The 25,605-nt window shown below is 48.2% G+C and carries 20 protein-coding genes; 16 read left to right on the plus strand and 4 right to left on the minus strand.

The features are described from left to right. Window positions 1-14: 14 nt before the first annotated feature. Both BLW34_RS07830 and BLW34_RS07835 read left to right on the plus strand, forming a co-directional pair. Window positions 15-1,085, plus strand: coding sequence for a Gfo/Idh/MocA family protein (locus tag BLW34_RS07830; RefSeq protein WP_177165985.1), 1,071 nt, complete (start codon window positions 15-17; stop codon window positions 1,083-1,085). 11 nt (window positions 1,086-1,096) lie between these two features. After that, window positions 1,097-3,223 (plus strand): bi-domain-containing oxidoreductase, encoded by a 2,127-nt coding sequence (locus BLW34_RS07835; RefSeq protein WP_090577901.1) that lies wholly within the window; start codon window positions 1,097-1,099, stop codon window positions 3,221-3,223. A gap of 204 nt (window positions 3,224-3,427) precedes the next feature. Here BLW34_RS07835 and BLW34_RS07840 read toward each other — a convergent pair whose 3' ends face one another. Continuing rightward, on the minus strand, window positions 3,428-3,613 hold the full coding sequence (locus tag BLW34_RS07840; protein ID WP_090577903.1) for a hypothetical protein: 186 nt from the start codon (window positions 3,611-3,613) through the stop codon (window positions 3,428-3,430). Window positions 3,614-4,005: 392 nt separating this feature from the next. Here BLW34_RS07840 and BLW34_RS07845 point away from each other — a divergent pair, with 392 nt between their 5' ends. From BLW34_RS07845 to BLW34_RS07875, 7 genes are all read left to right on the plus strand, one after another. Beyond that, window positions 4,006-4,314, plus strand: a complete 309-nt coding sequence (locus BLW34_RS07845; protein ID WP_371263924.1) for a GIY-YIG nuclease family protein — start codon at window positions 4,006-4,008, stop codon at window positions 4,312-4,314. A 338-nt stretch (window positions 4,315-4,652) separates the two neighbouring features. After that, entirely contained in the window at window positions 4,653-6,305 is a 1,653-nt protein-coding gene (locus tag BLW34_RS07850) for a heparinase II/III family protein (protein WP_090578008.1), read from the plus strand. Window position 6,306: 1 nt separating this feature from the next. After that, window positions 6,307-7,533: a glycosyltransferase family 4 protein gene (locus tag BLW34_RS07855; RefSeq protein WP_090578011.1), complete on the plus strand. Its 1,227-nt coding sequence runs from the start codon at window positions 6,307-6,309 to the stop codon at window positions 7,531-7,533. An 85-nt stretch (window positions 7,534-7,618) separates the two neighbouring features. Continuing rightward, window positions 7,619-8,578 carry a hypothetical protein gene (locus BLW34_RS07860; protein ID WP_090577909.1) on the plus strand — a complete coding sequence of 320 codons (960 nt, stop codon included), beginning with the start codon at window positions 7,619-7,621 and terminating at the stop codon, window positions 8,576-8,578. Window positions 8,579-9,202: 624 nt separating this feature from the next. After that, window positions 9,203-9,625, plus strand: a complete 423-nt coding sequence (locus BLW34_RS07865; protein ID WP_256203682.1) for a low molecular weight protein-tyrosine-phosphatase — start codon at window positions 9,203-9,205, stop codon at window positions 9,623-9,625. 134 nt (window positions 9,626-9,759) lie between these two features. Then, window positions 9,760-10,965: a polysaccharide export protein gene (locus BLW34_RS07870; RefSeq protein ID WP_090577916.1), complete on the plus strand. Its 1,206-nt coding sequence runs from the start codon at window positions 9,760-9,762 to the stop codon at window positions 10,963-10,965. A 298-nt stretch (window positions 10,966-11,263) separates the two neighbouring features. Next, window positions 11,264-13,489 carry a polysaccharide biosynthesis tyrosine autokinase gene (locus tag BLW34_RS07875; RefSeq protein ID WP_256203672.1) on the plus strand — a complete coding sequence of 742 codons (2,226 nt, stop codon included), beginning with the start codon at window positions 11,264-11,266 and terminating at the stop codon, window positions 13,487-13,489. 88 nt (window positions 13,490-13,577) lie between these two features. Here the strand turns inward: BLW34_RS07875 and BLW34_RS07880 are convergent, their stop codons facing one another. Continuing rightward, window positions 13,578-15,236: a MutS-related protein gene (locus BLW34_RS07880; RefSeq protein WP_090577919.1), complete on the minus strand. Its 1,659-nt coding sequence runs from the start codon at window positions 15,234-15,236 to the stop codon at window positions 13,578-13,580. A 214-nt stretch (window positions 15,237-15,450) separates the two neighbouring features. Here BLW34_RS07880 and BLW34_RS07885 point away from each other — a divergent pair, with 214 nt between their 5' ends. The 5 genes from BLW34_RS07885 (at window position 15,451) to BLW34_RS07905 (ending at window position 21,920) form a co-directional block, all read left to right on the plus strand. Further along, the gene (locus BLW34_RS07885) at window positions 15,451-16,605 is read left to right on the plus strand and encodes an efflux RND transporter periplasmic adaptor subunit (RefSeq protein WP_090577922.1); all 1,155 of its coding nucleotides are present in this window, start codon (window positions 15,451-15,453) and stop codon (window positions 16,603-16,605) included. After that, window positions 16,602-17,273, plus strand: coding sequence for an ABC transporter ATP-binding protein (locus BLW34_RS07890; RefSeq protein WP_090577924.1), 672 nt, complete (start codon window positions 16,602-16,604; stop codon window positions 17,271-17,273). The genes BLW34_RS07885 and BLW34_RS07890 overlap by 4 nt, the downstream gene beginning before the upstream one ends. After that, on the plus strand, window positions 17,270-18,472 hold the full coding sequence (locus tag BLW34_RS07895; protein ID WP_090577927.1) for an ABC transporter permease: 1,203 nt from the start codon (window positions 17,270-17,272) through the stop codon (window positions 18,470-18,472). Before BLW34_RS07890 ends, BLW34_RS07895 begins: the two co-directional genes overlap by 4 nt. Beyond that, on the plus strand, window positions 18,469-19,668 hold the full coding sequence (locus BLW34_RS07900; protein WP_090577930.1) for an ABC transporter permease: 1,200 nt from the start codon (window positions 18,469-18,471) through the stop codon (window positions 19,666-19,668). The genes BLW34_RS07895 and BLW34_RS07900 overlap by 4 nt, the downstream gene beginning before the upstream one ends. A gap of 275 nt (window positions 19,669-19,943) precedes the next feature. Beyond that, window positions 19,944-21,920, plus strand: coding sequence for an aminotransferase class I/II-fold pyridoxal phosphate-dependent enzyme (locus tag BLW34_RS07905; RefSeq protein ID WP_090577933.1), 1,977 nt, complete (start codon window positions 19,944-19,946; stop codon window positions 21,918-21,920). Between the two features lie 10 nt (window positions 21,921-21,930). On the opposite strand, the gene phoR is transcribed toward BLW34_RS07905, so the two are convergent. Beyond that, on the minus strand, window positions 21,931-23,316 hold the full coding sequence (gene phoR / locus BLW34_RS07910) for a phosphate regulon sensor histidine kinase PhoR (RefSeq protein WP_090577935.1): 1,386 nt from the start codon (window positions 23,314-23,316) through the stop codon (window positions 21,931-21,933). Between the two features lie 236 nt (window positions 23,317-23,552). Next, on the minus strand, window positions 23,553-24,281 hold the full coding sequence (phoB, locus tag BLW34_RS07915) for a phosphate regulon transcriptional regulator PhoB (RefSeq protein ID WP_090577938.1): 729 nt from the start codon (window positions 24,279-24,281) through the stop codon (window positions 23,553-23,555). A 126-nt stretch (window positions 24,282-24,407) separates the two neighbouring features. On the opposite strand from phoB, the gene BLW34_RS07920 reads away from it, so the two are divergent. Continuing rightward, complete coding sequence (locus tag BLW34_RS07920; protein WP_090577941.1) at window positions 24,408-24,785, plus strand: gamma-butyrobetaine hydroxylase family protein; 378 nt, start codon at window positions 24,408-24,410, stop codon at window positions 24,783-24,785. A 65-nt stretch (window positions 24,786-24,850) separates the two neighbouring features. Next, window positions 24,851-25,585: a bifunctional demethylmenaquinone methyltransferase/2-methoxy-6-polyprenyl-1,4-benzoquinol methylase UbiE gene (gene ubiE, locus BLW34_RS07925; protein WP_090577944.1), complete on the plus strand. Its 735-nt coding sequence runs from the start codon at window positions 24,851-24,853 to the stop codon at window positions 25,583-25,585. Window positions 25,586-25,605 lie beyond the last annotated feature (20 nt).

The raw sequence follows: 25,605 nt of genomic DNA on the forward strand, positions 1-25,605 counted from the left end.
CATGGAGGTATGTAGTGATTTATGGCGCAGGAAAGACCTTATTCAAGGTCTTTGGCCGCCTTCGACCAAAATGGTTTTCTTCGGGTAAGAGTAGAGTGCAAGATATTGGTCTGATTGGGTGTGGCCAATTTGCATATGCAACCATTGGTTACTCTATATGGCGAAAATACGGTAATCGCTTTGCTGCCTGTTACGATATTGATCGTACTAATCATGCCTCATTTGCCCTTTTTTATGGACTGAGCCCAGATGCATCGAGCGCAACTGATGTTATAGCGGATGAACGTGTTAAGTTTGTTTACATCGCATCAAACCATGCCTCTCATACTCCATATGCAATAGATGCACTGAAAGCTGGGAAGACTGTCTTCATTGAAAAGCCAATAAGTGTCAGCATTGATCAACTTCGCTGCCTTGCGTCTGCTGTTTGCAGCGCGAGTGCGCCAATATACGCTGGTTATAACCGCCCATTCTCAGGTGCTATACGTAATTTACGCACCGAAATTGGTTCGCTCAATAAGCCGATGACGCTCAACTGTTTTGTCAGTGGTCATGTTATTGGACCAGATCATTGGTACCGCAGACCGCAAGAGGGTACTCGAATCTGCGGCAATGTAGGTCATTGGTTAGATCTTGCAGTACATATGCTCTCATGGGGTGAATTACCCGACCGCTGGCATATTCTTATTGCCTATAGCAATACCTCATCACGTGACGATGATTTGTCGATTGCCCTCACTAGTGAACGTGGTGATCTTATTAACATTGTCCTTACAGCACGCAACGAACCATTCGAGGGCATTAATGAAACTATCAATTTCCAGCAAGGTGACGTTATCGCAAAAATCGATGACTTTAGGCGTATGACGATCTGGAAAGGTCCCAATATACATAAATATCGCTACTGGCCTAAAGACGTTGGTCACAATATGTGCCTCATTCAACCTTTTTCTAATATCAAAAGGGATTGGAAAGAGGTGGAAATGTCTACCTTACTGATGCTGCACATTGCAAACATGGTCATCAATACAAAGAGTTCATCTGATTTTTCGTTCTCCAGTGAGCTTTCTAAAGCTTTTAACTAATAGGTGTTTTTATGAAGCAAATTCTTCAAAACCTGAAAACTGGCTCTACCGAGGTAGCTGAAATTCCCAGCCCGCGCGTGAACAGCGGCCAATTATTGATTCGTACTAGCCGTTCGCTGATTTCCGCTGGTACCGAGCGAATGCTGGTAGATTTCGGCAAGGCCAATCCTATCGAGAAAGCCCGCCAGCAGCCAGACAAAGTTCGCATGGTAGTAGATAAAATTAAGACCGATGGTTTGATGCCGACGCTGGACGCGGTACGTAACAAGCTGGAGCAGCCTCTGCCTCTTGGTTACTGCAACGTGGGCACAGTGCTGGAAGTAGGCAAGGGCGTAGAGGGTTTCACCGTTGGTGAGCGGATCGCTTCCAATGGTAAGCATGCTGAGGTGGTTTCAGTGCCGGTTAATTTGTGTGCACGCATTCCAGATTCAGTAAGTGATGAAGCGGCAGCGTTCACAGTAATTGGCGCGATTGCCTTACAGGGTATTCGGTTAGTACAGCCGACTTTGGGCGAGGCGGTGGTTGTGACCGGTCTGGGTTTAATTGGTCAGATCGCTGTACAGTTGCTGCGCGCACATGGTTGCCGGGTACTGGGTATTGATTTTGACCCAGCCAAACTAGAGATGGCTAAATCGTTTGGCGCAGAGGTAGTTAACCTGAGCGCCGGGGAAGACCCGATACAGGCAGCCGAGCGATTCTCGCGTGGGCGTGGGGTGGACGCGGTGTTGGTAACGGCAGCCACCAAAAGCAGCGAACCAATGCATCAAGCGGCATTAATGTGTCGCAAACGCGGGCGCATTGTACTGGTTGGGGTGACCGGGCTGGAGTTATCACGGGATGATTTCTTCAAGAAGGAGCTGACTTTTCAGGTATCGGCTTCTTATGGCCCCGGCCGTTATGACCCGAATTACGAGGAGAAGGGGCAGGATTACCCGGTGGGTTTCGTGCGCTGGACCGAACAGCGCAATTTTGAGGCTGTACTGGATATGCTGGCGGATGGCCGACTGAATGTAGAACCCCTGATTTCACATCACTTTGCTATCAATGAGGCGGGAAAAGCCTATGAGCTGATAGCAAGTGCGGCACCCTCCATGGGAATTTTGCTGCAATACCCGACAGTTGAGGAAAAACCGGAAGCAGATCTTCGGCGGCAAACGGTAGCGCTTTCTTCTCAGCGTCAACCCCTTTCTCAGCAAACCAAAGCTTCAATTGCATTTATAGGTTCTGGGAATTATTCGACGGCGGTGCTAATTCCGGCTTTCAAGGAAACCGGAGCACGTATGAAGGTAGTAGCTTCCAGTGGCGGTGTCAGTGGCGTGCATGCTGGACGAAAGTATGGTTTCGAGGAAACGACCACAGCTACCGACGATGTATTTACCGACCCGGAGATCAATACAGTAGTCATTACTACTCGCCACGATAGTCATGCCAATCTAGTGTGCAAAGCGCTACTGGCAGGTAAGCATGTATTCGTGGAGAAACCGCTGTGCCTTACTTTAGAGGAATTAGAGGAGATTGAAGCGACCCATGCTCGCCTGGAAGAGCAAGGTAAAGCGCCGTCGGTCATGGTGGGGTTTAATCGACGCTTTTCACCGCATGTGCAAAAAATCAAATCGTTACTAACCAGCGTGAGCGGGCCCAAGTCGTTTGTGATGACGGTGAATGCCGGAGCGATACCTGGTGACCATTGGACTCAGGATAAGGAAATAGGTGGTGGCCGGATAATCGGAGAAGGTTGTCACTTCATTGATTTGCTGCGCTATCTGGCAGGCACGCCGATTGTTGCGCACACTCGAATGACTATGGATTCTGCAAACAGCGATACCGTCAGTCTGCAGTTGGGATTTGCCGATGGTTCGATTGGTACTGTCCATTACTTTGCCAATGGCTGCAAAGCCTTCCCAAAAGAACGCCTGGAAGTGTTCGCTGCCGGGCGGGTATTACAGTTGGATAACTTTCGCAAGCTAACAGGATATGCCTGGCCTGGTTTTAAAAATATGAACCTTTGGAGTCAGGATAAAGGGCAGAAAGCATGCTCTGCAGCATTTGTAAAAGCGGTTTCTGACGGAGGAATAGCACCGATTCCATTTGCAGAGATTGTGGAAGTAAGCCGAATTTCAATTTTATTGGGTTCGTAGTAGCTGGAAGTTTTGTGGTTATACTCATCCCACTTCAAAATTCGGCAGCTATACCTTCTCCCTCTGGGAGAAGGTTGGATGAGGGATGATAAAAACCGAATTTTGAAGTGGGATGAGTATATTACAAGAAAGCATGAAAAATCATTCGCTCGTTATTGCTAATAGAGTGAAGCAGTCTAGGCAAGTTATGGTTTATATGGTGAGTTATGAAGAAGCAATCTTGAAGATAGATTGAAAATAGAGCTGGATTGCCACGTCGGCTTTGCCTTCTCGAAATGACGGAAATGGAGTGCCATTGTGAATGGATGGGGTAATCAGTCCGCCTGTCATTGCAAGCGGAGAGAAGCAATCCAGGGAGGTCGCTTGGGTTGCGACGTTGGGTTTCCGCATCGGCTTTCCCTCCTCACAATGACAAGAATGGGCTGCCAATACAATATAAGTATTGCTTACCCCGTCATTGCGAGCGAAGAGAAGCAATCCAGAGGAATCGCTATTTGTATATATGCAATTGAGATGAGTAATTCAGAGAAATGATTGTTTGCGTAATGAATTAGGAGGATGTAATTCTGGTTATAGCGATAGATTGCCGCGTCAGCTTCGCCTCCTCGCAATGACGGAAGAGAGGTGTCATTGTGAATGTAACGCGGTAATCAGTCCGCCTGTCATTGCGAACGGAGAGGAGCAATCCAGAATGATCGCTATTTATTATAGTGAATTTGGAAAAAGTATCTTAAGAACAAAATCTCATTGCCACGTCGGCTCTGCCTTCTCGCAATGACATATTGAAACAACTATTTCAGATGGAAAAGCAACCTGCAGTCTACATTCTGGCTAGTCAACGCAACGGGACACTTTATACCGGAGTGACTTCAAATCTGGGAAAACGGGTTTGGGAGCACAAAAACGATCTGGTTGAGGGGTTTACTCACAAGTATAAAGTACACATGCTGGTGTATTACGAGTTGCATGAGTCCATGGAGGCCGCGATAACGCGAGAAAAACAAATAAAAGCAGGATCGAGGCAAAAGAAACTGAGGTTGATTGAAGCCATGAACCCGTCTTGGCAAGACTTATACACTAGCCTTGTTTGATGAGGTTAGCGAGTTGGATTGCTTCGTCAGCTTTGCTTCCTCGCAATGACAAAAATGGAATGTCACTGCGAACATAACGCGGTAAATCGCCTACCCGTCATTGCGAGCGAAGAGAAGCAATCCAGGGAGGTAATTTGGGTCATGACGTTGGATTACCGCGTCGGCTCCGCCTCCTCGTAATGACGGAAACAGGCGTGCCAATGTAAGCACCACTCACTTCGTCATTGCAAGCGGAGGTAAGCAATCCAAAAGTAGTTGTTTGCGTAATGGATTTGGAAAGGCAATTTTGGCTGAATAGTAGCTTGATTGAAACTGAGCAGGAATGTGGATCAAAAATTATGGTTTCTATACAACACATAACTCGTTATTGGCACACCTTACGATACTTGCGCCCTGTACAGCTTTATGGGCGAGTCTGGTTCCGTTTGTTTCATCCGAAAATTGATTTACGCCCTGCTCCACCCCGCCGGATTATCGATACCGGTCAGTGGGTTTTACCAGCACGGCGCTCCGCCAGCCTGGTCGGTGCAGAGCGCTTCTGTTTCTTGAATGAGACCCGCGAACTATCGTCGCATGGTTGGGATGATGCTTCTCTGGAAAAACTCTGGCGCTACAATCTACATTACTTCGATGACTTAAACGCACAGGATGCAGCAACACGTAGTGATTGGCACAATGCCCTGCTATTGCGCTGGGTGCGTGAGAATCCACCTGCAGTGGGGTCTGGTTGGGAGCCGTATCCTACTTCCCTGCGCATTGTGAACTGGATCAAATGGGCGTTGCGCAATAATGAATTGCCACCTGAATGCATCGAGAGTCTGGCAGTGCAGGTACGCTGGTTAGCACCGCGATTGGAAATTCATTTGCTCGGCAATCATTTGTTTGCCAATGCTAAAGCGTTAGTATTTGCTGGCTTGTTCTTCGATGGCCCCGAAGCAGCAAAGTGGCTGGAGAAAGGCATGCGTATCCTGGCACGAGAGGTCCCAGAGCAAATATTAGTAGATGGCGGGCAGTTCGAACGCAGCACGATGTACCATGCACTGGCACTGGAAGACATGCTGGATTTGTGCTACATAACAACGGTTTTTAACAGCGCGATACCAGCACACTGGCAAGCTACTATGACGGATTGGCGCGCGTGCATCGAATCGATGTACAACTGGCTAGCCGCGATGTGCCATCCGGATGGAGAAATCAGTCTATTCAATGATGCAGCGATCGGTATTGCACCGACCCCAACCGAGCTTGGACGTTATGCAAGGGATCTGAAATTGATAACTTCCGAACATACCTTGGAAGGAGTGACACATCTCGCACAGAGCGGTTATGTGCGTGTAGCACAGACCGAAATGGTTGCGCTGCTGGATGTAGCACCGATTGGACCGGATTATCTACCGGGGCATGCTCATGCCGATACCTTATCATTCGAGCTTTCCGTATTTGGTGAGCGGGTGCTGGTGAACTCGGGAACATCGTGCTATGGCTTGAGTGCAGAACGCCTGCGTCAGCGGGAAACAGCAGCTCACAACACGGTAGTTGTGGATGATGAAAATTCTTCAGAAGTATGGGCGGGCTTTCGGGTAGCGCGACGGGCGCGACCGATAGGTCTGGAAATAGTGCGCGAAAGGGGTGTGAAAGTAGTTTGCAGCCATAATGGCTATCACCGTCTACCTGGCCAACCCGTGCATACACGGAAGTGGCAATTTGGCTCCGCTTCACTGGTGATCGAGGACTGTGTCAGTGGACGTTTTTGTCACGCCGAAGCAAGGTTTCATTTGCATCCGTCGGTGACGCTAGAAGTACTCGATGATGGGACCACCGGTCGCTTGTGTTTAGCTAACGGCCATAAGCTAACTTGGCAGGTGAAGATGGGTGAATTGGTGATAGAGGAAACAACTTATCACCCCTGCTTTGGCATCAGTAAATTATCGCACTGCCTGGTGTTGCGCTTGCGGGATGGCAGCAGTTGTATTCAATTTGATTGGACGTAAAATGCATATTCTTTTTTTGACTGATAATTTTCCGCCAGAGGTAAATGCACCTGCTTCACGGACGTTTGAACACTGCCGCGAGTGGGTAAAGGCGGGGCACCAGGTAACCGTAATTACCTGCACGCCCAATTTCCCAAAAGGACGAGTATTTGAAGGTTACCGCAACCGGCTGTGGCAAAGCGAAGAAATGTCGGGTATTCGGGTAATCCGGGTATGGTCGTATATCACGGCCAATGAGGGGTTTATCAAACGCATTCTGGATTACCAGAGTTTCATGATGACGGCCGCCTTGGCGGCGCCATTCGTGCGCAACGTGAATGTGGTGGTTGGCACCTCACCGCAGTTTTTTACGGCTTGTGCCGCCTATGCAGTGAGCCGATTGAAGCGGATTCCTTTCGTGTTCGAGCTGCGTGATTTGTGGCCAGAATCGATCAAAGCAGTGGGTGCAATGCAGGATTCTGCGGCTATTCGCGCTTTGGAACATCTAGAGATGTTTCTTTACCACAAAGCGGCACGAATCGTTTCTGTCACGCATTCCTTCAAGAAAACCCTGATTACGCGCGGCGTGAGCAGTGACAAGATCATGGTGGTGACCAATGGCGTGGATATGTCCCGCTTCAAGCCTATGCTCAAGGATGCTGAGCTGGTTAGCCAGTTGGGGCTGGAAGGTAAATTTGTAGCAGGTTATGTAGGCACGCATGGCTTGGCACACCATCTGGAAACCCTGCTGGATGCGGCGGAGAGGGTACGTACCTTGCCTGATGGGGCAGTATTCCACTTTATTCTGATGGGTGATGGCGCTCGCAAGCAGGCGCTCAAGGATGAAGCGGTAAGGCGGGGGTTGAACAACGTCACTTTCATCGATTCGGTCCCCAAGGATCAGGTGGCGCGCTATTGGTCATTGCTGGATGTTTCTGTCATTCACCTGAAAAAAACTGATCTGTTTACCACTGTTATCCCTTCCAAGCTGTTTGAATGCATGGGCATGGGTCTGCCGGTATTGCACGGGGTGGCGGGAGAATCAGCGGATATCGTACGAGATGAAGGGGTAGGCATTGTCTTTGAGCCGGAAAATGCCGATGAACTGGTAGCGCATTTGGTATCCTTGCTGCAGAATCGTTCTGCCTATGAGAGCTATAAGGTACGAAGCCTGGAAGCAGCGAAGAAATATGACAGAAAAACCATGGCCATGAGAATGCTAGATGTGATGGCGCAGTTAACGCGGTAAAGAACGATAGTCCCTACTGCGAATGAAATGCGGTGATTAGACTTTCCAGCGCTGCTCCGCGAAAGATCTCGCTGGGAGAATCAACATGACAAAATACATTGATGTATTCAACGGTGACGCTGACGGCATCTGCGCGCTGATTCAGCTTCGGCTGGCTGATCCGGTGGATGCTCAATTGATTACCGGCGTCAAACGTGAAATCGCCCTGCTACAGCAAGTTGATGCCACACAGGGTGATCAAATCACGGTTCTGGATATCTCGCTTGATCGCAATCGTGCCGATCTTCAGAGATTGCTTGCGACTGGCGCAAACATTCGTTATTTCGATCATCATTTTGCTGGCGAAATCCCTGTTCATAACAGATTGCAAACGATCATTGACGAGTCCCCAGAAGTTTGCACCAGCTTGCTGGTTGATCGCTATCTGAATGAACGTTATTCGCTATGGGCCATAGTCGCTGCTTTCGGTGATAATCTGGTGCAGGTCGCTGAAAAGCGCTGTGCTGAACTTAACCTGAATGCAGCCGATACCCAGCGGTTACGTCAACTAGGCGAGTTGCTCAACTACAATGGTTATGGTACGCGTATCGAGGATCTGCACTTCCACCCTGCTTCACTTTTCCAGGTGATGCGGCATTTCGTTGATCCGCGTCAAGCCTATGAGCGCTCACCTGAGCTGGCAGTGCTGGCAGCAGGTTATGAAAATGATATGGAGCACGTCAAAGCGCTGATGCCCGAACAGGTCTCCCCAGCCATTGCAGTTTATCGGCTGCCGGACACAGCCTGGGCGCGTCGCGTGATAGGCCTCTGGGCTAACGAGCTATCGCAAATGTACCCTGAACGCACTCATTTGATTCTTTGCCCGGATGGAGAAGGTATGTTCTCGATTAGCGTGCGCACTGCCAAAACACGTCCATATGGCGCTTCAGCCTTTTGTCGGCGTTATCCAGAGGGAGGTGGGCGCGAAGCGGCGGCTGGGATCAATCGATTTCCAGAAACAGCTATAACCGGTCTGATCGCTGATTTTGAGCGAACGTTTGGTTAACCTGACTGAAGATGCTATCTTTTATTTCTGCGCAGTGCGCCATACCCAAAAGACCCGGTTTTTTATAAAAAATCTTATAAAAACTCAACTATGTCACATGCATGGCAATTTCAGGTAGCTATACTGATCGTGCTTCAAAATTCGGTTTTTATCATCCCTCATCCAACCTTCTCCCAGCGGGAGAAGATATAGCTGCCGAACTTTTAAGTGCGACGAGTATAGAATTGACAAAAACTCGAGGTGTCAAAGGAGCCACCTGATTGGATCATCAATGAGATGAGGTTCTTGCTGTCGTTCCTGAAAAAAAATAGACCAGCAAAAAACAGGGTATATTCATCCCCTTTTCGTAGACTATCTCTATCTCAAAAAGAGATATAAATACTCAGTGTCGAAGCATAATAAAAAAACAGTGAATTTGATGCCAGGCTGATTACCAGTAATATTTACTGGAAGGTGCAGTCAACATCGAAGGATTTCATAAGAAAAAGTTTTATGGTGCTGTATGGTTATGTGGATAAGAAGAATTAACAAAAGATTCATAATGCCAATGGATTATTTGACCTGATGATTAAAAGTGGTTTTTCTAAGTAAAAGAGCGATCTATTGTTTAAAAATATATTAGTCGTGTGTATTGGCAACATTTGCAGAAGTCCAATGGCCGAAGGACTATTAAAGCAGGTGCTTATCGAATCAAGCAAAGCAGATTGTTTTGTAAGCTCCGCTGGACTTAATGCGCTTATCGGCCATAAGGCAGATTCCAAAGCCTGTCAGGTGATGATGAAAAAAGGAATAGATATTTCGGGTCACCGTGCCTGCCAACTTAATAGCGAGATGATCCGCAAGGCAGATTTAATTCTGGTAATGGAAACATTGCAGAAAAATGCTATTGAGGAAAATGAGCCAAGTACCAAAGGAAAAGTTTTCCGTCTCGGTGAATGGGGAAAGTTTGATATAGCCGACCCCTATCAGAAAGAACTATCAGTTTTTGAAGAAACATTGACCTTGATAGATCAAGGAGTTTCTCAATGGATAAAGAAACTAATTTAAACCCGTAGCAATTAAATTAATTCGTCAAATTCGTAAAAACGGTTTGGCCAATTAATCAGGATCACTTAAACATCTTGCTCCAATGATTAGACCAAGATTTTTTACAGTTGATATTGACATAAAATATGAATTCTATGCGTATAAAAATTTTCCTCACGCTTATTGCACTGAGTCAACTGCCTGCCTGTTCCATCATACCGGGCCAGCATATGAGCCCTTTCTCCAGGCAGTCGAGCGTAAAAATGCCGGTTACGGAAAATAATGAAACCATTCTAAAAAAACTCAACATTCAAACCATCGACGCTCAGTTAATCGTCAAATTAGAAAAGGATTTTAATACCCGTAGTCTGGGTCCGGACAATGTTGCCAACCATTATTTTGACTATCGCATCGGGTCCAAGACCATAAAAAGCGTTCCGGCCAAAGAGCCTTATAATCAATATCGAGTTGGCCCCAGGGATATTCTCAACATTACTGTTTGGGATCATCCCGAGTTAACTATTCCAGCGGGTCAATTCCGCCCTGCAGAAGCTGCCGGGAATGTTGTTGGTGAAGATGGCACATTTTTCTATCCTTATGTAGGCGTTATTCAGGCTGCTGGTAAAACTGTTGAGGAAATTCGTGATGAGTTAACCCGGAAGCTTTCTAAATATATTGAGCAGGTACAATTGGATGTACGCGTCGCCTCCTATCGAAGTCAGCGCGTTTATGTCGTAGGAGAAGTGGCGAAGCCCGGTATCCAGCTCGTCAGGGATATCCCTTTAACTGTGCTGGAAGCAATCAACGAAGCGGGGGGCGTGAAACCAGAAGCTGATCAGCGCAATATCACCTTAACCAGAGATGATAAAACTTACAGCATTAACTTGCTCAGTCTTTATGAAGGCGGCGATGTCACGCAAAACGTGTTACTCCAGCATGGTGATGTATTGAATGTACCCGATAGCGCCCTTAATAAAGTGTTTGTGCTGGGAGAAACCAATCATTTCGTCGCGGGCGGTGCTGTTGGGAGATCGCGCAGTCTGGTGATGAACAAAGCACGCATGACCTTAACGGAAGCAATCAGCGAAGCAGGCGGTTTTGATCAGCAAACCTCTGATCCCGCCAGGATTTTTGTGTTTAGAGGCGGGCTGGGAAAATCAGAAATTTTCCATCTGGATGCAAAATCTCCAGATGCCCTGCTGTTGGCAGAGCGTTTTCCACTGCAGCCGCGTGATGTGGTTTATGTCGATCGCGCCGAAGGTATTCGCTGGAACCAAATTATTGGGCAAATTCAACCGACCGTTAATTTGCTGAATTCATTTGATGGCTCGTTAAAAGTTCAGCCGTTCATTGGACGCTAAATGACCAAGATTCGGAACAGCAAAGAAATAACCGTTATACTCATCGCACTTCAAAATTCGGTTTTTATCATCCCTCATCCGGCCTTCTCCCAGCGGGAGAAGGTATAGTTGCCAAATTTTGAAGTGTGATGAGTATATATGACACCCCCCTGCACTGTGATTATACTGCCCGGCTTTTTGATGAATAGCGTTTACAGTATCCTCGCCAAACATTATCAATATTTAGTTAACTCTCTTTATGCACAATCCCATGCCTAACTCAGTTATCGATCATTCTAAGCCTCAAATGGATTACTCAGTGAATCAAGACGATGATGAAATTAACCTGGGTGATTTATTTGGCGTTTTACTGAACAGTAAGCGGTTAATCATCGCCATCACGTTGGTTACGCTATTGCTGGGGATCGCCAAAGCCTTTCTTGACAAACCGGTTTATAAAGCCGATGGTTTGCTGCAAGCGAAAGAAAATTCGCAGTCGCTTGCTGGACTTGAACCACTAACAGGTTTGTTCGAGGGTAAAACACCGGTCTTGGCTGAAATCGAGTTGATCAAGTCCCGGATGATTTTAGGAAAAACCATTCAAAGCCTTCATTTGGATATCGCTGCAAGGCCCAAATATTTCCCTGTCATTGGAGCGGCCATTGCCAGATACTTTCAAGCGCGCAATCCGGATGGCGCTATGTCTGATCCTTTATTGGGGCAAACTCACTATGCCTGGGGTGGAGAAGCTATTCAAGTCGATACTTTGACCGTGCCTGCTGACTGGGAAGATCAAGAACTCATCTTACAGGCAGGTGAGCAGGGTCAGTTCACACTGATCTATGATGACGAGATTATTCTCGAAGGCGAGGTAGGCAAACTAGCCAGTAAACAATTAGAAAATGATTCACGGTCCGTCGCAATCTTCGTGTCCTTATTAAAATCCCGCCCCGGCACCTACTTTACCGTGATGCGCCAATCCGAGAACCAGGCGATCACCCAGTTGAAAGAGAGCATTTCTATTGCCGAGAAAGGCAAAGGCACGGGAATACTTGAATTAACCGTTGAATCTCACAGCCCGAATTCCGCTGTTCGCATTCTGAATGAAATCGCCAATATTTACGTTCAGCAGAATGTTGATCAAAAATCTGCTGAATCACAGAAAACCTTAGAATTCCTGGAAAAACAGTTGCCTATCCTTAAAGGACAATTAGACGCCGCAACCGCCTCACTAAACGAATATAGAACCCGCCAAGGCTCTATTGACTTGAATCTTGAAACTCAGAATATCTTAAAGGTAGCCGTCGAGCTGAAAACTCAAATCACCCTGCTCCAGCAGAAACGGGATGAATTGCGCCAGAAATATACTGAATCACACCCCACTATCATCGCCATTGATAAACAGATTGCTCGACTGCAAAGTCAGATTACTTCGTCTGAAAAGAAAATTGAGATATTGCCGGAGACGCAGCAGGTAATTCTGCGATTATCCGAGGATGTCAAAGTAAACACCGAGCTTTATACCACGCTTCTGAACAATGCCCAGACGATCCGTATCGCAAAAGCAGGGACGATAGGAAATGTCAGAATTATCGATTATGCCATGTTGCCTGATAAACCCGTAAAGCCGAAAAAATGGCTGATTATCGGGATTGCACTCATGCTGGGGTTAATTCTGGGCGTAGCGACTGCATTTATTCGCAGATCACTCAATCGGGGAGTGGAAGATCCCAATCTGATCGAGAAGCTCCTGAATATTCCGGTATACGCCACGATCCCGCACAGCGACAGTCAGAAAATACTCGAAAGCAAACTTAAAAAGAATGCTCCGGCAAATAATCAGTTACCGGCCATTCTGGCGCTGGAAAACAAGGAAGACATCGCCATAGAAAGCTTGCGCAGTTTACGCACCACATTACATTTTGCTTTCCTGGAAGCGCGAAATAACATTGTCATGATCACCGGGCCCAGCCCAGATATTGGAAAATCATTCGTTTCGGTCAATCTTGCAGTGGTCATGGCCGATGCGGGTAAAAAAATATTGCTGATAGATGGTGATATGCGCAAAGGAATGATCCATAAAACACTTGCGGTGCCCAGGGAAAATGGTCTATCCGAGCTTATTTTTGAGGTGATCAGGGTAGAGGAAGCCATCCACAAAATACCTCACGCCAATATCGATTTTATTTCTACTGGCGCTATTCCGCCCAACCCATCAGAATTATTATTGCATGAACGCTTTGGGACTTTCCTAGAGAGTATCAGTAAAGAGTATGATCTCGTCATCATTGACTCACCGCCTATTTTGGCGGTCACCGATGCGGCGATTATTGGCCGCCTGGCAAGCGCCACGCTCATGGTCGTTAAAGCGGGTGAACATCCCCTGCGGGAATTGGAGCAAAGTACCAAAAGGCTTATGCAAGCTGGCGCCAACTTGAAAGGCATCGTGTTCAATGATCTGCCCCAATTATCTTCCCGGCATGGATATGGCTACGGTAAATATGTTTATCAATATAGCTACAAAAGTGGAAAATCAAATGCCTGATTTCACTGACGGGCAGACCGTTCCAGCAAATCCATTGCTGTTTCCGGCAAGCCCGCCGAACCGGTGTTTAACCAGAGAGAGATCTTTTCTAGGATTTTCCTGGCAATGTCGCCAGATGCTTTTCTACATCCTCCTTGCTGAAACCGATTGCACTCGCCACGCGATCGGCATGGCTGACTCGGGATATTCCTGAGATCAACCGGTGAGTGGGGCCTTCTGGCAGAAACTCGGCTTGCAAATAGCTGCCGATGCCCTCGCTCTGTAAGCGCTCGCACAATTCGTGATTATGCGTAACCAGAATCGTTGTTGCGCCAAGCTTATGAAAACCTTTGAGCACATACTCGGAAAGTGTCATTTTTTCTTCAAAAGTCGTCCCTTCCGCAAGCTCGTCGAGTACGACCAGACTGAGTGCGGTCGAATTGAAAAAAATCTCGCGGGTTTGTTTCAGTTCGTGGGCAAAGCGCCCCATTCCTTCGTCCAGACGTCCTGGTTCCGGCACCTGATAAAAAATATGCTCTGCTGGCACCAGCCGCGCCGCTGAGGCTGGAATATAGCCTCCTGCCTGCCCTAGCAACTGAATCTGCGCGACCGTTTTGCAATACGCTGTTTTTCCACCACTATTTGGTCCGGTGATAATCAGTAACCGATTGGCTGCATCCAGCCTGATATCATTGGGCACATAGTCTGGTTGTGTTTTGGCAAGCAATGGATTTTTTGCATTCGTAACGGTGAGCGTGTGCTGCCCGGCTGTGATGATTTCAGGTAATGCCATTTCTTCGCGAACAGATTGAGCATAGCGACGCAAAGACAGCAATTCATCAATCATGCCAAGTGCTTCCAATGCCTTGGCCAGATCGGGGCTTTGACGGAAAAGCTTTTGCAGCGGATAAATCACCGAATCCCGGTCGGAAGAACTGACGGCTTGCATAATGATGGGAATAATCGGCACGGTCAGGATCAGGATACCGTAACCAATATAGCTGGCACCTAACTCAACCAGCATATTCTGAAAGAAATAAAGCAGACCCGTTACGATGGACAGAAATATCAGTGATGGCAGCCATTTGAACATGGATGGGCGGAAGCGGGGAATAGGCAGGTAGCGCGGCTTCTCTTCGCTGGTTTTAAACTGGCCATCGATGACGTAAATTGGGCCCTGCATCAAAGCGTAGGTTCGTGACCCCCCAAAATCACGAATGGCCTGAATCAGTTCCTGCAAATAAGTGCTTTGGACGGGCGGCAGTGAATCCGCTTCTTCAACCAAATCGATTGCAAATTCAGTTCCATCAATGAACTGATGATAACCATATCCTCCAAACTCAAGCTTTCCCGTTTTATTTTTTGGATTATCCGTGGTGAGCCCACCCGCAAATTCTCCATAAAGAAGGTAGTAGAGTAATTCTTCCCCAGGCACCATTTTCTTAACAAAACTATCAAGCGCTGCGAACAGTTGGGGATTGGCTGCCAACTCACGTAAGGCTTCCTGTTTTTTTTGCAACAGCTGTGCATCATGAGTAGGCCTGGCCAATGAGCGATAAAGGACAGATTGCCCTATCTGGGTTTCTGCCTGATTGATTTCGTCAAATAAAGCATCCGCTTCAATCGCATTGAATGTCTTGGGATCCAGCACACCATAATCAGCGTCGGTTGGCTGCGTATCCCGTACGCCTGCAGGCTGCTTACCACTCGATAAAATAAATGATCCACGCCAGATAGGAATGGAATTGGATTCGGTTGCATCACTCATGATTGTTTCCCCTATTTTGACAAAATGATTCAAATGGCTCTTACGCTAATTAGTATGCACATAACTTTATCTGATTTTATTTCAATGCGTGGCATAATCGGGTAAACGATTCCCGCGTAATCGATCATTTCTTTCCCCAATAAAAATTGATAATCACATTCTGAGTACAGTTGCCTATTGAGCCAGCAGAAAAAATGGTTCAGGCATTTTTATCATGCAAAAAACAAAAATATTGTCCCGTTTGCTCATTTTTCTATTCATCGTTGCGCTGCTGGGTTATGCCGGCTGGCAGCTAACACGCAAATCCCCTGTGGAAGTTGAACTTGCCGCGATTACACGCGGTACAGTGGAAGCCACTGTCGTCAATACGCGTGCGGGTACGATCAAAGCCTGCCGGCGTGCCAAACTGGCTCCTGCTGTGGGAGGACAAATTATTAAACTGCCCGTAGATGATGGCGATCGCGTCGAGGAAGGGGCGATACTGTTGGAACTATGGAATGCCGATCTGGTGGCGCAATATGAACTGGCCAAACAACAATTGGCTACCGCCAAAAGCCGCCAACGCGAAGCCTGCATCATGGCTCAAAATGCCCAACGCGAATCAATCCGTACCCAGCAGCTCGTTTCCCAAGGGTTTGTCAGCCCACAGCGTGCCGAAGATGCCGATGCCAATGCGCAAGCCCGCCAGGCGGGCTGTGCAGCTACAGCAGCCGATGTCAAGCGCGCGCAAGCACAAATCGAAGTCACTCAGGCCAATCTGGATCGCACCATACTGTATGCGCCCTTTGCTGGCATCATTGCCCAGGTTACGGGTGAGCTGGGTGAATACACCATGCCCTCCCCGCCAGGCATTCCTACACCTCCCGCGATTGACCTGATTGATGATTCTTGTTTGTATGTCAGTGCGCCGATGGATGAAGTGGATGCGCCTAAAATAAAAATCGGACAGGAAGCACGCATTACGCTGGACGCACTGCCTGGTCAATCCTTTGCTGGAACGGTGCGCCGTATTGCGCCATATGTCACAGAAATCGAAAAGCAGGCACGCACCGTGGATGTTGAAGTCAATTTTACTGAAGGCTCAAACTATGTTCTTTTAGTAGGTTACAGCGCGGATGTCGAAGTGATCACTGATCGGCATGAACAAGTTCTGCGTATCCCAACCTCCGCTATCCGGCAACAGGGCAAAGTGCTGATATTGGGTCAGCATGATCGCCTGGAAGAACGTACGCTGAAAATGGGACTGGCCAATTGGGCATTCACGGAAATTATCAGTGGCTTGGCGGAAGGCGATCAGGTAGTGACCTCCTTTGACGATGAAGGTACTGTGGCCGGCGTGATCGTCAAACCCAAAACAGCTCAGCCATGATCCAGCTTTCAGCCATTACCCGCGCCTTTCATATGGGAGATCAGGAGATTCGTGCGCTCGATCACATTGATCTGGAAATTGTCTCGGGTGAATATGTATCGATCATGGGACCTTCTGGTTCAGGGAAATCCACCCTGCTCAACGTCATCGGCCTGCTGGATAGGCCAGATAGCGGACGCTACCAGCTCGATGGCAAAGACGTCACTGATTTAACCGAAACCGAGCAGGCGCGTGTACGTAGAGAAAAAATTGGTTTTGTTTTTCAATCGTTTCATCTTGTCCCTCGCCTCACCGCTGCAGAAAATATCGAGCTGCCGCTGATCCTAACCGGTATTCCACCAGTTGAGCGCAAAACGCGCGTGGAACAGGCATTAGCTGCCTTTAATCTGAGCGAACGCGCTCGACATCGCCCGGCTGAATTATCCGGTGGCCAGCGCCAGCGGGTCGCGATTGCACGCGCGACCATTCTGCGCCCAACCGCCTTGTTGGCGGATGAACCAACAGGCAATCTCGATCATCGAATTGGCTCGGAGGTAATGGCGCTACTGGAAGATCTGCATCATACCGGCACTACCCTCATTGTGGTGACACATGATCGCGAACTGGGATTACGGGCACACCGCCGCATTGCCATGCGCGATGGCCATATCGTGGCAGATGAACAATGAAGCTACGGGATACCCTGCAATTTTCATTCAAGACGGTCACGAGTTACCCTATCCGCTCATTTCTCATCATTCTGGCGATGGCGCTGGGTGTGACTGCAGTCGTCGTCCTGACTGCGCTGGGTGATGGCGCACGCCGTTATGTGATTCATCAATTCTCATCAATCGGTACCAATCTGATCATCGTTTTACCTGGTCGTGCTGAAACCGCTGGCAGCTTCCCCGGTGCAGCCATGGGGCAGACTCCACGTGATCTGACATTAGAAGATGCCCGCTGGATTGGCCAGCTTCCTCAGGTGCGGCGCTATGCTCCGCTCAATGTGGGATCTGCTGAACTCGCTGGCGCCAGCCGCTTGCGGGAAGTCACTGTACTGGGCGGTACCGCAAATATTTTGCCCATCCGGCACATGGAGCTTGCGCAAGGCAGCTTTCTGGCACATGGCTCGCAACACAGCGCACAAATCGTATTGGGAGCAAAACTGGCTGAGGAATTTTTTCCCGATGGCAACGCAGTAGGTCAGCGTATCAGGCTAGCGGACCGGCGATTCATCGTATCAGGTATCCTGGCCAGTCAGGGAGAAACGATGGGATACAATTCAGATGAGATCGTCATTATTCCGATTAATCATGCCCAAGCGCTCTTCGATACCACCTCGCTTTTTCGCATCCTGATCGAAGTCAGGAATCGCACTGATATTCCCTCTGTTAAAGAAGCCGTTCGTCAGGCACTGATTCAACGTCACGATGGCGAAGAGGATGTTACCATCATTACCCAGGATGCTGTGCTCGCCACTTTCGACCGCATTCTGCGGGCGCTCACGCTCGGCGTGGCTGGCATTGCTGCGATCAGTCTGGCGGTAGCCGGTATTCTGGTCATGAATGTCATGCTGGTAGCAGTCAGTCAGCGCACAAGCGAAATCGGCTTACTCAAAGCACTCGGTGCACCTGCGAGCGATATTCGTCGTTTATTTCTCGCTGAAGCCGCCTGGTTATCCCTTACGGGCGCCATCTTCGGTCTTATTCTGGGATATCTGGGTAGCCTGCTGATTCGCCTTGCTTATCCGCAGCTACCTGCCTGGCCGCCTGTCTGGGCCAGTCTGGCCGGCATCATGGTTGCGCTGACAACCGGTATTATTGCCGGTCTGCTGCCTGCCGCCCGCGCTGCACGCTTGGATCCCGTCAAAGCATTGAGTGGCAAATGAAAATACTCGACACGTTTCAGTTTGCGCTCCATGCCCTGACAGCCCATCGGCTCCGCACACTATTGTCAGCATCGGGGATTGCTATTGGCATTGCGGCCGTCATCCTGCTGACTTCGATTGGCGAAGGGATTCAGCGTTTCGTGCTGGCTGAATTTACCCAGTTTGGCACCAATATCCTGAACGTTACCCCAGGGAAAACCAAAGCACATGGTAGATCGGTTGGCTCCATCAGCAGTGCGCGCATACTGACGATTGAAGATGCACTGGCCGTTAAGCACTCGCGCTATGCTCAATACGTCAACCCCAGTGTCATGGGTAATGCTGAAATCCGTGCGGAAGGCCGCAGTCGGCGTGTTACCGTTTACGGGCAAGGTCATGATTTTGACAAAGCCTTCAATATGAGCGTGGCGACTGGGCAATTCCTGCCTGCGGATGATCCACGCAATCCACGCGCATTTGCTGTACTCGGTGCAAAAACGCATAGCGAGCTATTCGGCAATGCCAATCCGCTCGGCGCCATCTTGCAGGTCGGCGGCTCACGTTTCCGTATCATCGGAGTCATGGCGCCCAAGGGACAAATTCTCGGATTTGATCTGGATGATACCGTATTCATTCCCACTACGCGGGCGCTGGAAGTATTTAACCGCGAAGGCCTCATGGAAATCCAGATCGTCTATCCGCCGGAAACGTCCTTGAATGCCGTCGTGGAAGACGTGCGGCGCATTCTGATTGAACGGCATGGACGCGAGGATTTTACGCTTACCCCTCAGCAGCAGATGCTCAGTACCCTGTCTACCGTATTGAACATACTCACCTTTGCCGTCGCTGCTTTGGGCGGGATTTCGCTATTGGTCGGTGCTGTGGGTATGGTGACGCTCATGCATATCTCCGTTGCTGAGCGCGTGGCAGAGATTGGCTTGCTCAATGCACTAGGCGCTACCCGTGGCCGTATCCGCCTGCTGTTTTTGATGGAGTCTACCGTACTGTCTACGCTCGGCGGATTAGCCGGGCTGGCGATTGGCACCGCGCTTGCTTCGCTGCTCAAAATCGTGGTGAGCGGTTTACCCGTCAGTATTCCGTGGAATTTTGTCATGGGCGCCTTGGCAGTATCCGTGTTGATCGGCCTGGCGGCAGGCGTTATCCCCGCCATGCACGCCGCACGGCTCAATCCGATCGATGCGTTGAGGGCGGAGTAACTGGTTTAGCCCCCTCTGACTTTGTTGATTTAACCCGAATATTTCATAAATTGGCACGTGCCCACACTTGTCTTTTGATTAACAAGAAAGATTTTGCTCAGTCGGGTGTATGAATCACTACACCACTCCTTCTCGAAACTTCCCTATTAATCAAAATCCTGCGTGATCATCACGCGAATTTATGAAATATTCGGGTTAATTATTTTCTATTGAATTCATACAGGTAAGCGTTATAAGCTCTCATTTTCAACACTCATTTTAGTAGCGTACATTTCATGAAAAAACCCGTTAGCCGCATTCTCCTCATCAATGATGAGAAGCTGATTCTGAAGGCATTCGTCAAAGGATTAAACGTCGCGGCCAAGTCGATGGAAAATCCGCTGGGTATCAGCTTTACAGGCGTCACGACCGCACATGAAGCACTGAAGGCCATTGAGGAAGAGGGTGACATCCAGGCTTTAGTGGTCGACGATAAGTTGTATACCCTGCAAAGCGAACGGAGAGGTTCGCGCAATCTGCAAATGACCGCATTGGAGCTCGTACAGAAAGTTTCTCGCTTCCGCCCTGAGCTGAATATTTATGTATTGATCGCTCAAGAACAGGAGGATGAAGTCGTTGATGCACTCTTTTCCGAAACGGTGGACGGCTATTTTTACCGTGAAGAGCGTGACTACCGCGGCATGTACCGCATCCTTAATGCACAGCTCCAGGATAAAGCGCGTACACCTTTCTATGACCAACTCAAGCATTATGTTTTGATGGCCAAAGATGCCTGGCATACACCGGGGCACTCTTCCGGTGATTCACTGCGCGACAGCCCCTGGGTAAGCGATTTCTACGAATTTATCGGTGAGCATATTTTTCGTGCCGATCTGTCCGTGTCTGTCCCCATGCTCGATTCGCTGATGGAACCCACCGGAGTAATCGCCGAAGCACAAAAAATTGCAGCCAAAGCGTTTGGCGCACGCCGCACCTTTTTTGCTACCAATGGCACTTCTACCGCCAATAAGGTAATTTTCCAGACTTTGCTCGCCCCAGGAGAAAAATTACTGTTGGATCGAAACTGCCACAAGTCGGTGCATCACGGCGTAGTCCTTTCGGGCGCCCACCCGGTTTATCTCGATTCCTCCGTCAACAAAAAGTTCAGTATCTATGGGCCGGTTCCCAAACAAACCTTATTCAGCGCAATCGAGCAGCATGCCGATGCAGAAGCCTTGATATTGACCAGTTGCACTTACGATGGCCTACGCTACGATCTTCCTCCGATCATCGAAGCTGCGCATGCGAGAGGAATCAAGGTCATTATCGATGAAGCCTGGTATGGCTTTGCCCGCTTCCACCCGGCTTTCCGTCCCACTGCCTTGGAAGCAGGCGCGGACTATGCGACGCAAAGTACTCACAAAGTGCTGTCTGCTTTCTCCCAATCCAGCATGATTCATGTCAATGATCCTGATTTCAACGAGCACCTGTTTCGTGAGAATTTCAACATGCATACTTCCACCAGTCCGCAATACAGCATGATTGCGAGCCTGGATGTGGCGCGCAAGCAGGTCACGCTGGAAGGATACAAATTGCTCTCGCGCACATTGGAGCTCGCAAGAGAACTCCGTTCACATATCAATTCCACGGGGGTATTTCAGGTGCTGGAGCTGCCCGAACTGCTGCCCGATGAAGTCAAGCATGACAGTATCCAACTCGATCCCACTAAGGTGACGGTGGATATTTCACGCTGCGGCTTTACGGTAGAAGAGCTGATTCGCGAATTGTTCGAGCACTATAATATTCAAGTGGAGAAATCTACTTTCAACACGCTTACCCTCCTGCTGACCATCGGCACAACCCGCAGTAAGGTATCGCGTCTTTATGATGCGCTGATGCGCATTGCGCGTGAAGGCCGCGCGCCACGACGGCTTTACCAGACGCCGGAGATTCCTCATTTCACTGAGTTGAGATACTTGCCACGCGATGCATTCTACTGCGGTGGTGAATTAGCACCGTTACTGGATGAAGAAGACAAGGTCAATAAAAGTCTCGAGGGAAGAGTATGCACCGATCAGATCACGCCCTACCCGCCTGGTATACCGGTGCTGGTGCCAGGGCAAACCATTACCAATAGCGTCATACACTATCTGGTCAGCATGTTACGCTCGCAAAAACGCGTGGAAGTTCATGGCATCGTCTATGATGGTTATCTGCCCTGCCTGAGGCTACTGACTGCTGCTGAGGAAAGAAATCTGAGGAAGCTACCTTAAGGCAGGCTGGTTACGGTATGGGTGGAATGGTTTTATTGGAGGGTATGGAGCTTATATCATGAGCAGTGCTGCCTGCCTTATTTTTTACCAAGCGTTTTGCCGGGAACCAGATTTTGAAAATACTTCCTTTTTCTATCTCACTGACAATTTCCATGCGAGCCTGATGACGACCTGAAACATGCTTGACGATCGCCAGCCCTAAACCGGTTCCACCGGTTTCACGGGAACGACTACGATCAACCCGGTAAAACCGCTCCGTCAGACGCAGGATATGCTCCGGTCCAATGCCGATGCCACTATCCTGGACATAAAACAAGCCTTGATCCTGCTCTTCTGTCCAGTTCAATGAGATCTCCCCGCCTTCGGGCGTATAACGCACGGCATTACTGACAAGATTACCCAAAGCACTGCGTAATTCATCTACACTGCCTAGCAAATGAGCATCACTTAAAATATTCAAAGTAATATGATGGTGTTCTGCACTGAGCGATTGCGCTTCTTGAAACAAGCTGTGCAGCAATTCGGCAATATCGATGTCTTCCTCATGCAAGATATTCTGGGCGTTCTCAAGCCGCGACAGGGTCAGTAAATCCTCAACCAGCCGTTGCATCCGTTTTGCCTGATCAGCCATTAAAGTTAATGCACGCTTTTCCATCTCGCTGTCTTTAATTTCTTCATCTAACAGCGTTTCCAGAAAGCCGCCTATGATGGTCAAAGGTGTGCGCAACTCATGTGAAACATTGGCGATGAAATCCCGGCGCATGATTTCCATTTTTTCAAAGCGGGTAATGTCCCGGCTGATCAGCAGCTTCTCCTTGTCTCCATAAGGCACCAACTGGAGTGAGAGTATCATTTCTTCATATCGGGATTGTTTGATCACCAGGGGTTTACTGTAATCTCCAGCAGTCAAATACGTTACAAACTGCACCTGCCGGACCAAATGGGTAACATGCTGGCCAACATCGAGCTTCAAATCCAAGCTCAAGTGTTGTTCAGCAGAGGGGTTACACCATTCAATGCGATTCGCTTCATCCAAAATAATAATCCCTTCCGGCATTGCTGACGTTGCGCGCTGCAAACGTTCCAGCGCCTTGCTCAGGGTCTGCCGGCTTCGATAATAGCGTCGGATAAAGCGTGTGAGTCGAATGAATACGTCTCCCCATGGACCAAAACTGCTGGGTATAGTGGATATCGTGGATGGATCAATAGAAGTATGATCAAAGCGCTGAAACCAGCGATCAAGAGAAGCCAGGCAATAGGTATGGTGTATCGTTATTCCCAGCAGGATAAAGCTGAATAAAAGCAGTGCCGTTACAGCATCTACCGCAACCCATAGCACGGCTGTAACCACGATCAGCAAGAAAATACCAGTCAAACGTTGCCAGAGATCAAACACGTCAATATCTCGGTCTTAGGAAGGAATAAAAAATTTTTCTGGATGCTTTAGAAATTTACATCTTTCCAGGTAACAAGCTTGGGAAAGATTCACTCGCTGGGTATTATGCTTGAAAAACCAGACAGGCACAGAAAAAATGTTCGGGTATTAGGCCAAGCGTATTCCAGGATAAAAACTACTTGTGAGTACCTATGAATTCACTTTCTAATAAGTCTTTAAAATGATCCGGCACTCTTTTATTCAACGCCTACTTCGCACCGTGTTGAAAAACGATAACCTGTCCCCCTCACTGTTTGAACCAATTCATCCTTCCCGACTTCTTCAAGCGCTCTGCGCAGTCTTCGTATATGAACATCCACTGTTCGATCTTCAACAAAGACATGATCTCCCCACACGCGATCAAGCAACTGTCCTCGCGTATGCACACGCTCGGTATGCGTCATCAAAAAGTGCAATAGACGAAATTCGGTCGGTCCCAGTGCAATTTCTGATGATTTTGATTGATTCTCCCCATCGTCGTTAACGGTTACTCGATGCGTTGTCGGATCTAATTTTAGTCCACCCACCTCAACCACTTCATCTGACACTTCTGGTAAGCGTCGGCGTAGCACTGCCTTAATGCGCGCAATGAGTTCGCGGGGTGAGAAAGGCTTAGTGATATAATCATCTGCACCAATTTCCAATCCGGTTACTTTGTCACTCTCCTCCACGCGCGCCGTTAACATGATAATGGGAATCGCCCTCGTTCTCGCTCCCTGCCGTAGCATCCGGGCAAACTCGATGCCGCTCACATTTGGCAGCATCCAGTCCAGTAGCACCAGATCTGGCAACACGTCATTAACCATATCCTTCGCTTGTTCTGCGCTGCCTGCGCATAAAATAACGTATCCTGCATTGCGTAAATTGTATGAAACCAGTTCCTGGATTGCGGGTTCATCTTCTACAATCAATATTGTTGCAGCCATTAGCGACTCCACTCAAAAAAATATTTTCTAAAAATTTCTGAGATAATATAAAGATATCATTACATTTTTATGACAAACATCATAGATGTCATATATCGCCAATCTCAATTTTTTAAATAGACACCCATGGCAGGACTTAATAAATACACTCCCATTCCAACTGAAATAAAACTCCACAAAAAATCGAAGGTACTGGAAATCTCCTTCAATGACGGTAAGACTTTTCAACTACCCTGCGAGTTTCTTCGAGTCTACTCTCCCTCAGCAGAAGTAAGGGGGCATGGTCCGGGGGATGAAATCCTGCAAACAGGCAAGCAGGAGGTATCGATTACGCATATTGAACCTATAGGCCATTACGCTATCCAGTTGAATTTTTCTGATGGTCACAATACTGGGCTTTACTCGTGGGATTTACTTTATAATTATGGATTGAACCAAGATGCAATGTGGCAACGTTATTTGCAACGGCTAAAAGAAGCTGGCATTAACCATGAAACAACCTGACTCATCCAGTGCATTTGCTTTCATGAGCCTCCATCATTTTTTCAATTCTCGCCCAATTATTTGACATGACAAAAACTACCCATTTTGGCTTCAAAACTGTTTCAGAAACAGAGAAAGCACATAAAGTCGCAGATGTTTTTGATTCGGTGGCAGCACGCTACAATCTGATGAATGATCTGATGTCGCTCGGCTTGCATCGACTCTGGAAGCGATTCGCTATCGACGCAAGTGGCGCGAAAGCGGGAGATCGGGTCCTCGATATTGCGGGTGGAACAGCCGATTTGACAGCATTGTTCGTCAAACAAGTGGGTGAAACAGGCCAAGTGTGGCTAACCGATATCAATAATTCCATGCTGACAATCGGCCGGGATCGCATGTTGAATGAAGGCGTAACTATCCCAGTAGCTCAGTGTGATGCAGAAAAATTACCATTCCCTGACAATTATTTTGAGCATGTCAGCGTAGCATTTGGTCTCAGAAACATGACCCACAAAGATATTGCGCTCAAAGAAATGCTGCGTGTACTCTGCCCGGGTGGATCGCTTATCGTGCTGGAATTTTCCAAAGTATGGAAACCACTGCAACCTTTTTATGATGTTTATTCCTTCAAGATACTCCCTACCATGGGGCAATTAGTCGCTAAGGATGAAAAAAGCTATCGCTATCTTGCTGAATCGATTCGTATGCACCCTTCACAGGAAGAATTGAAACAGCTTATGCAGCAAGTTGGATTTGAACGAGTGGAGTATTTTAATTTGACTGCCGGAGTGGTTGCTCTCCATCGGGGCTACAAGTTCTAGAAGCGCGTTTTAACTCATCT

It is taken from the genome of Nitrosomonas sp. Nm58, from assembly GCF_900107335.1.
Classification (GTDB): domain Bacteria; phylum Pseudomonadota; class Gammaproteobacteria; order Burkholderiales; family Nitrosomonadaceae; genus Nitrosomonas.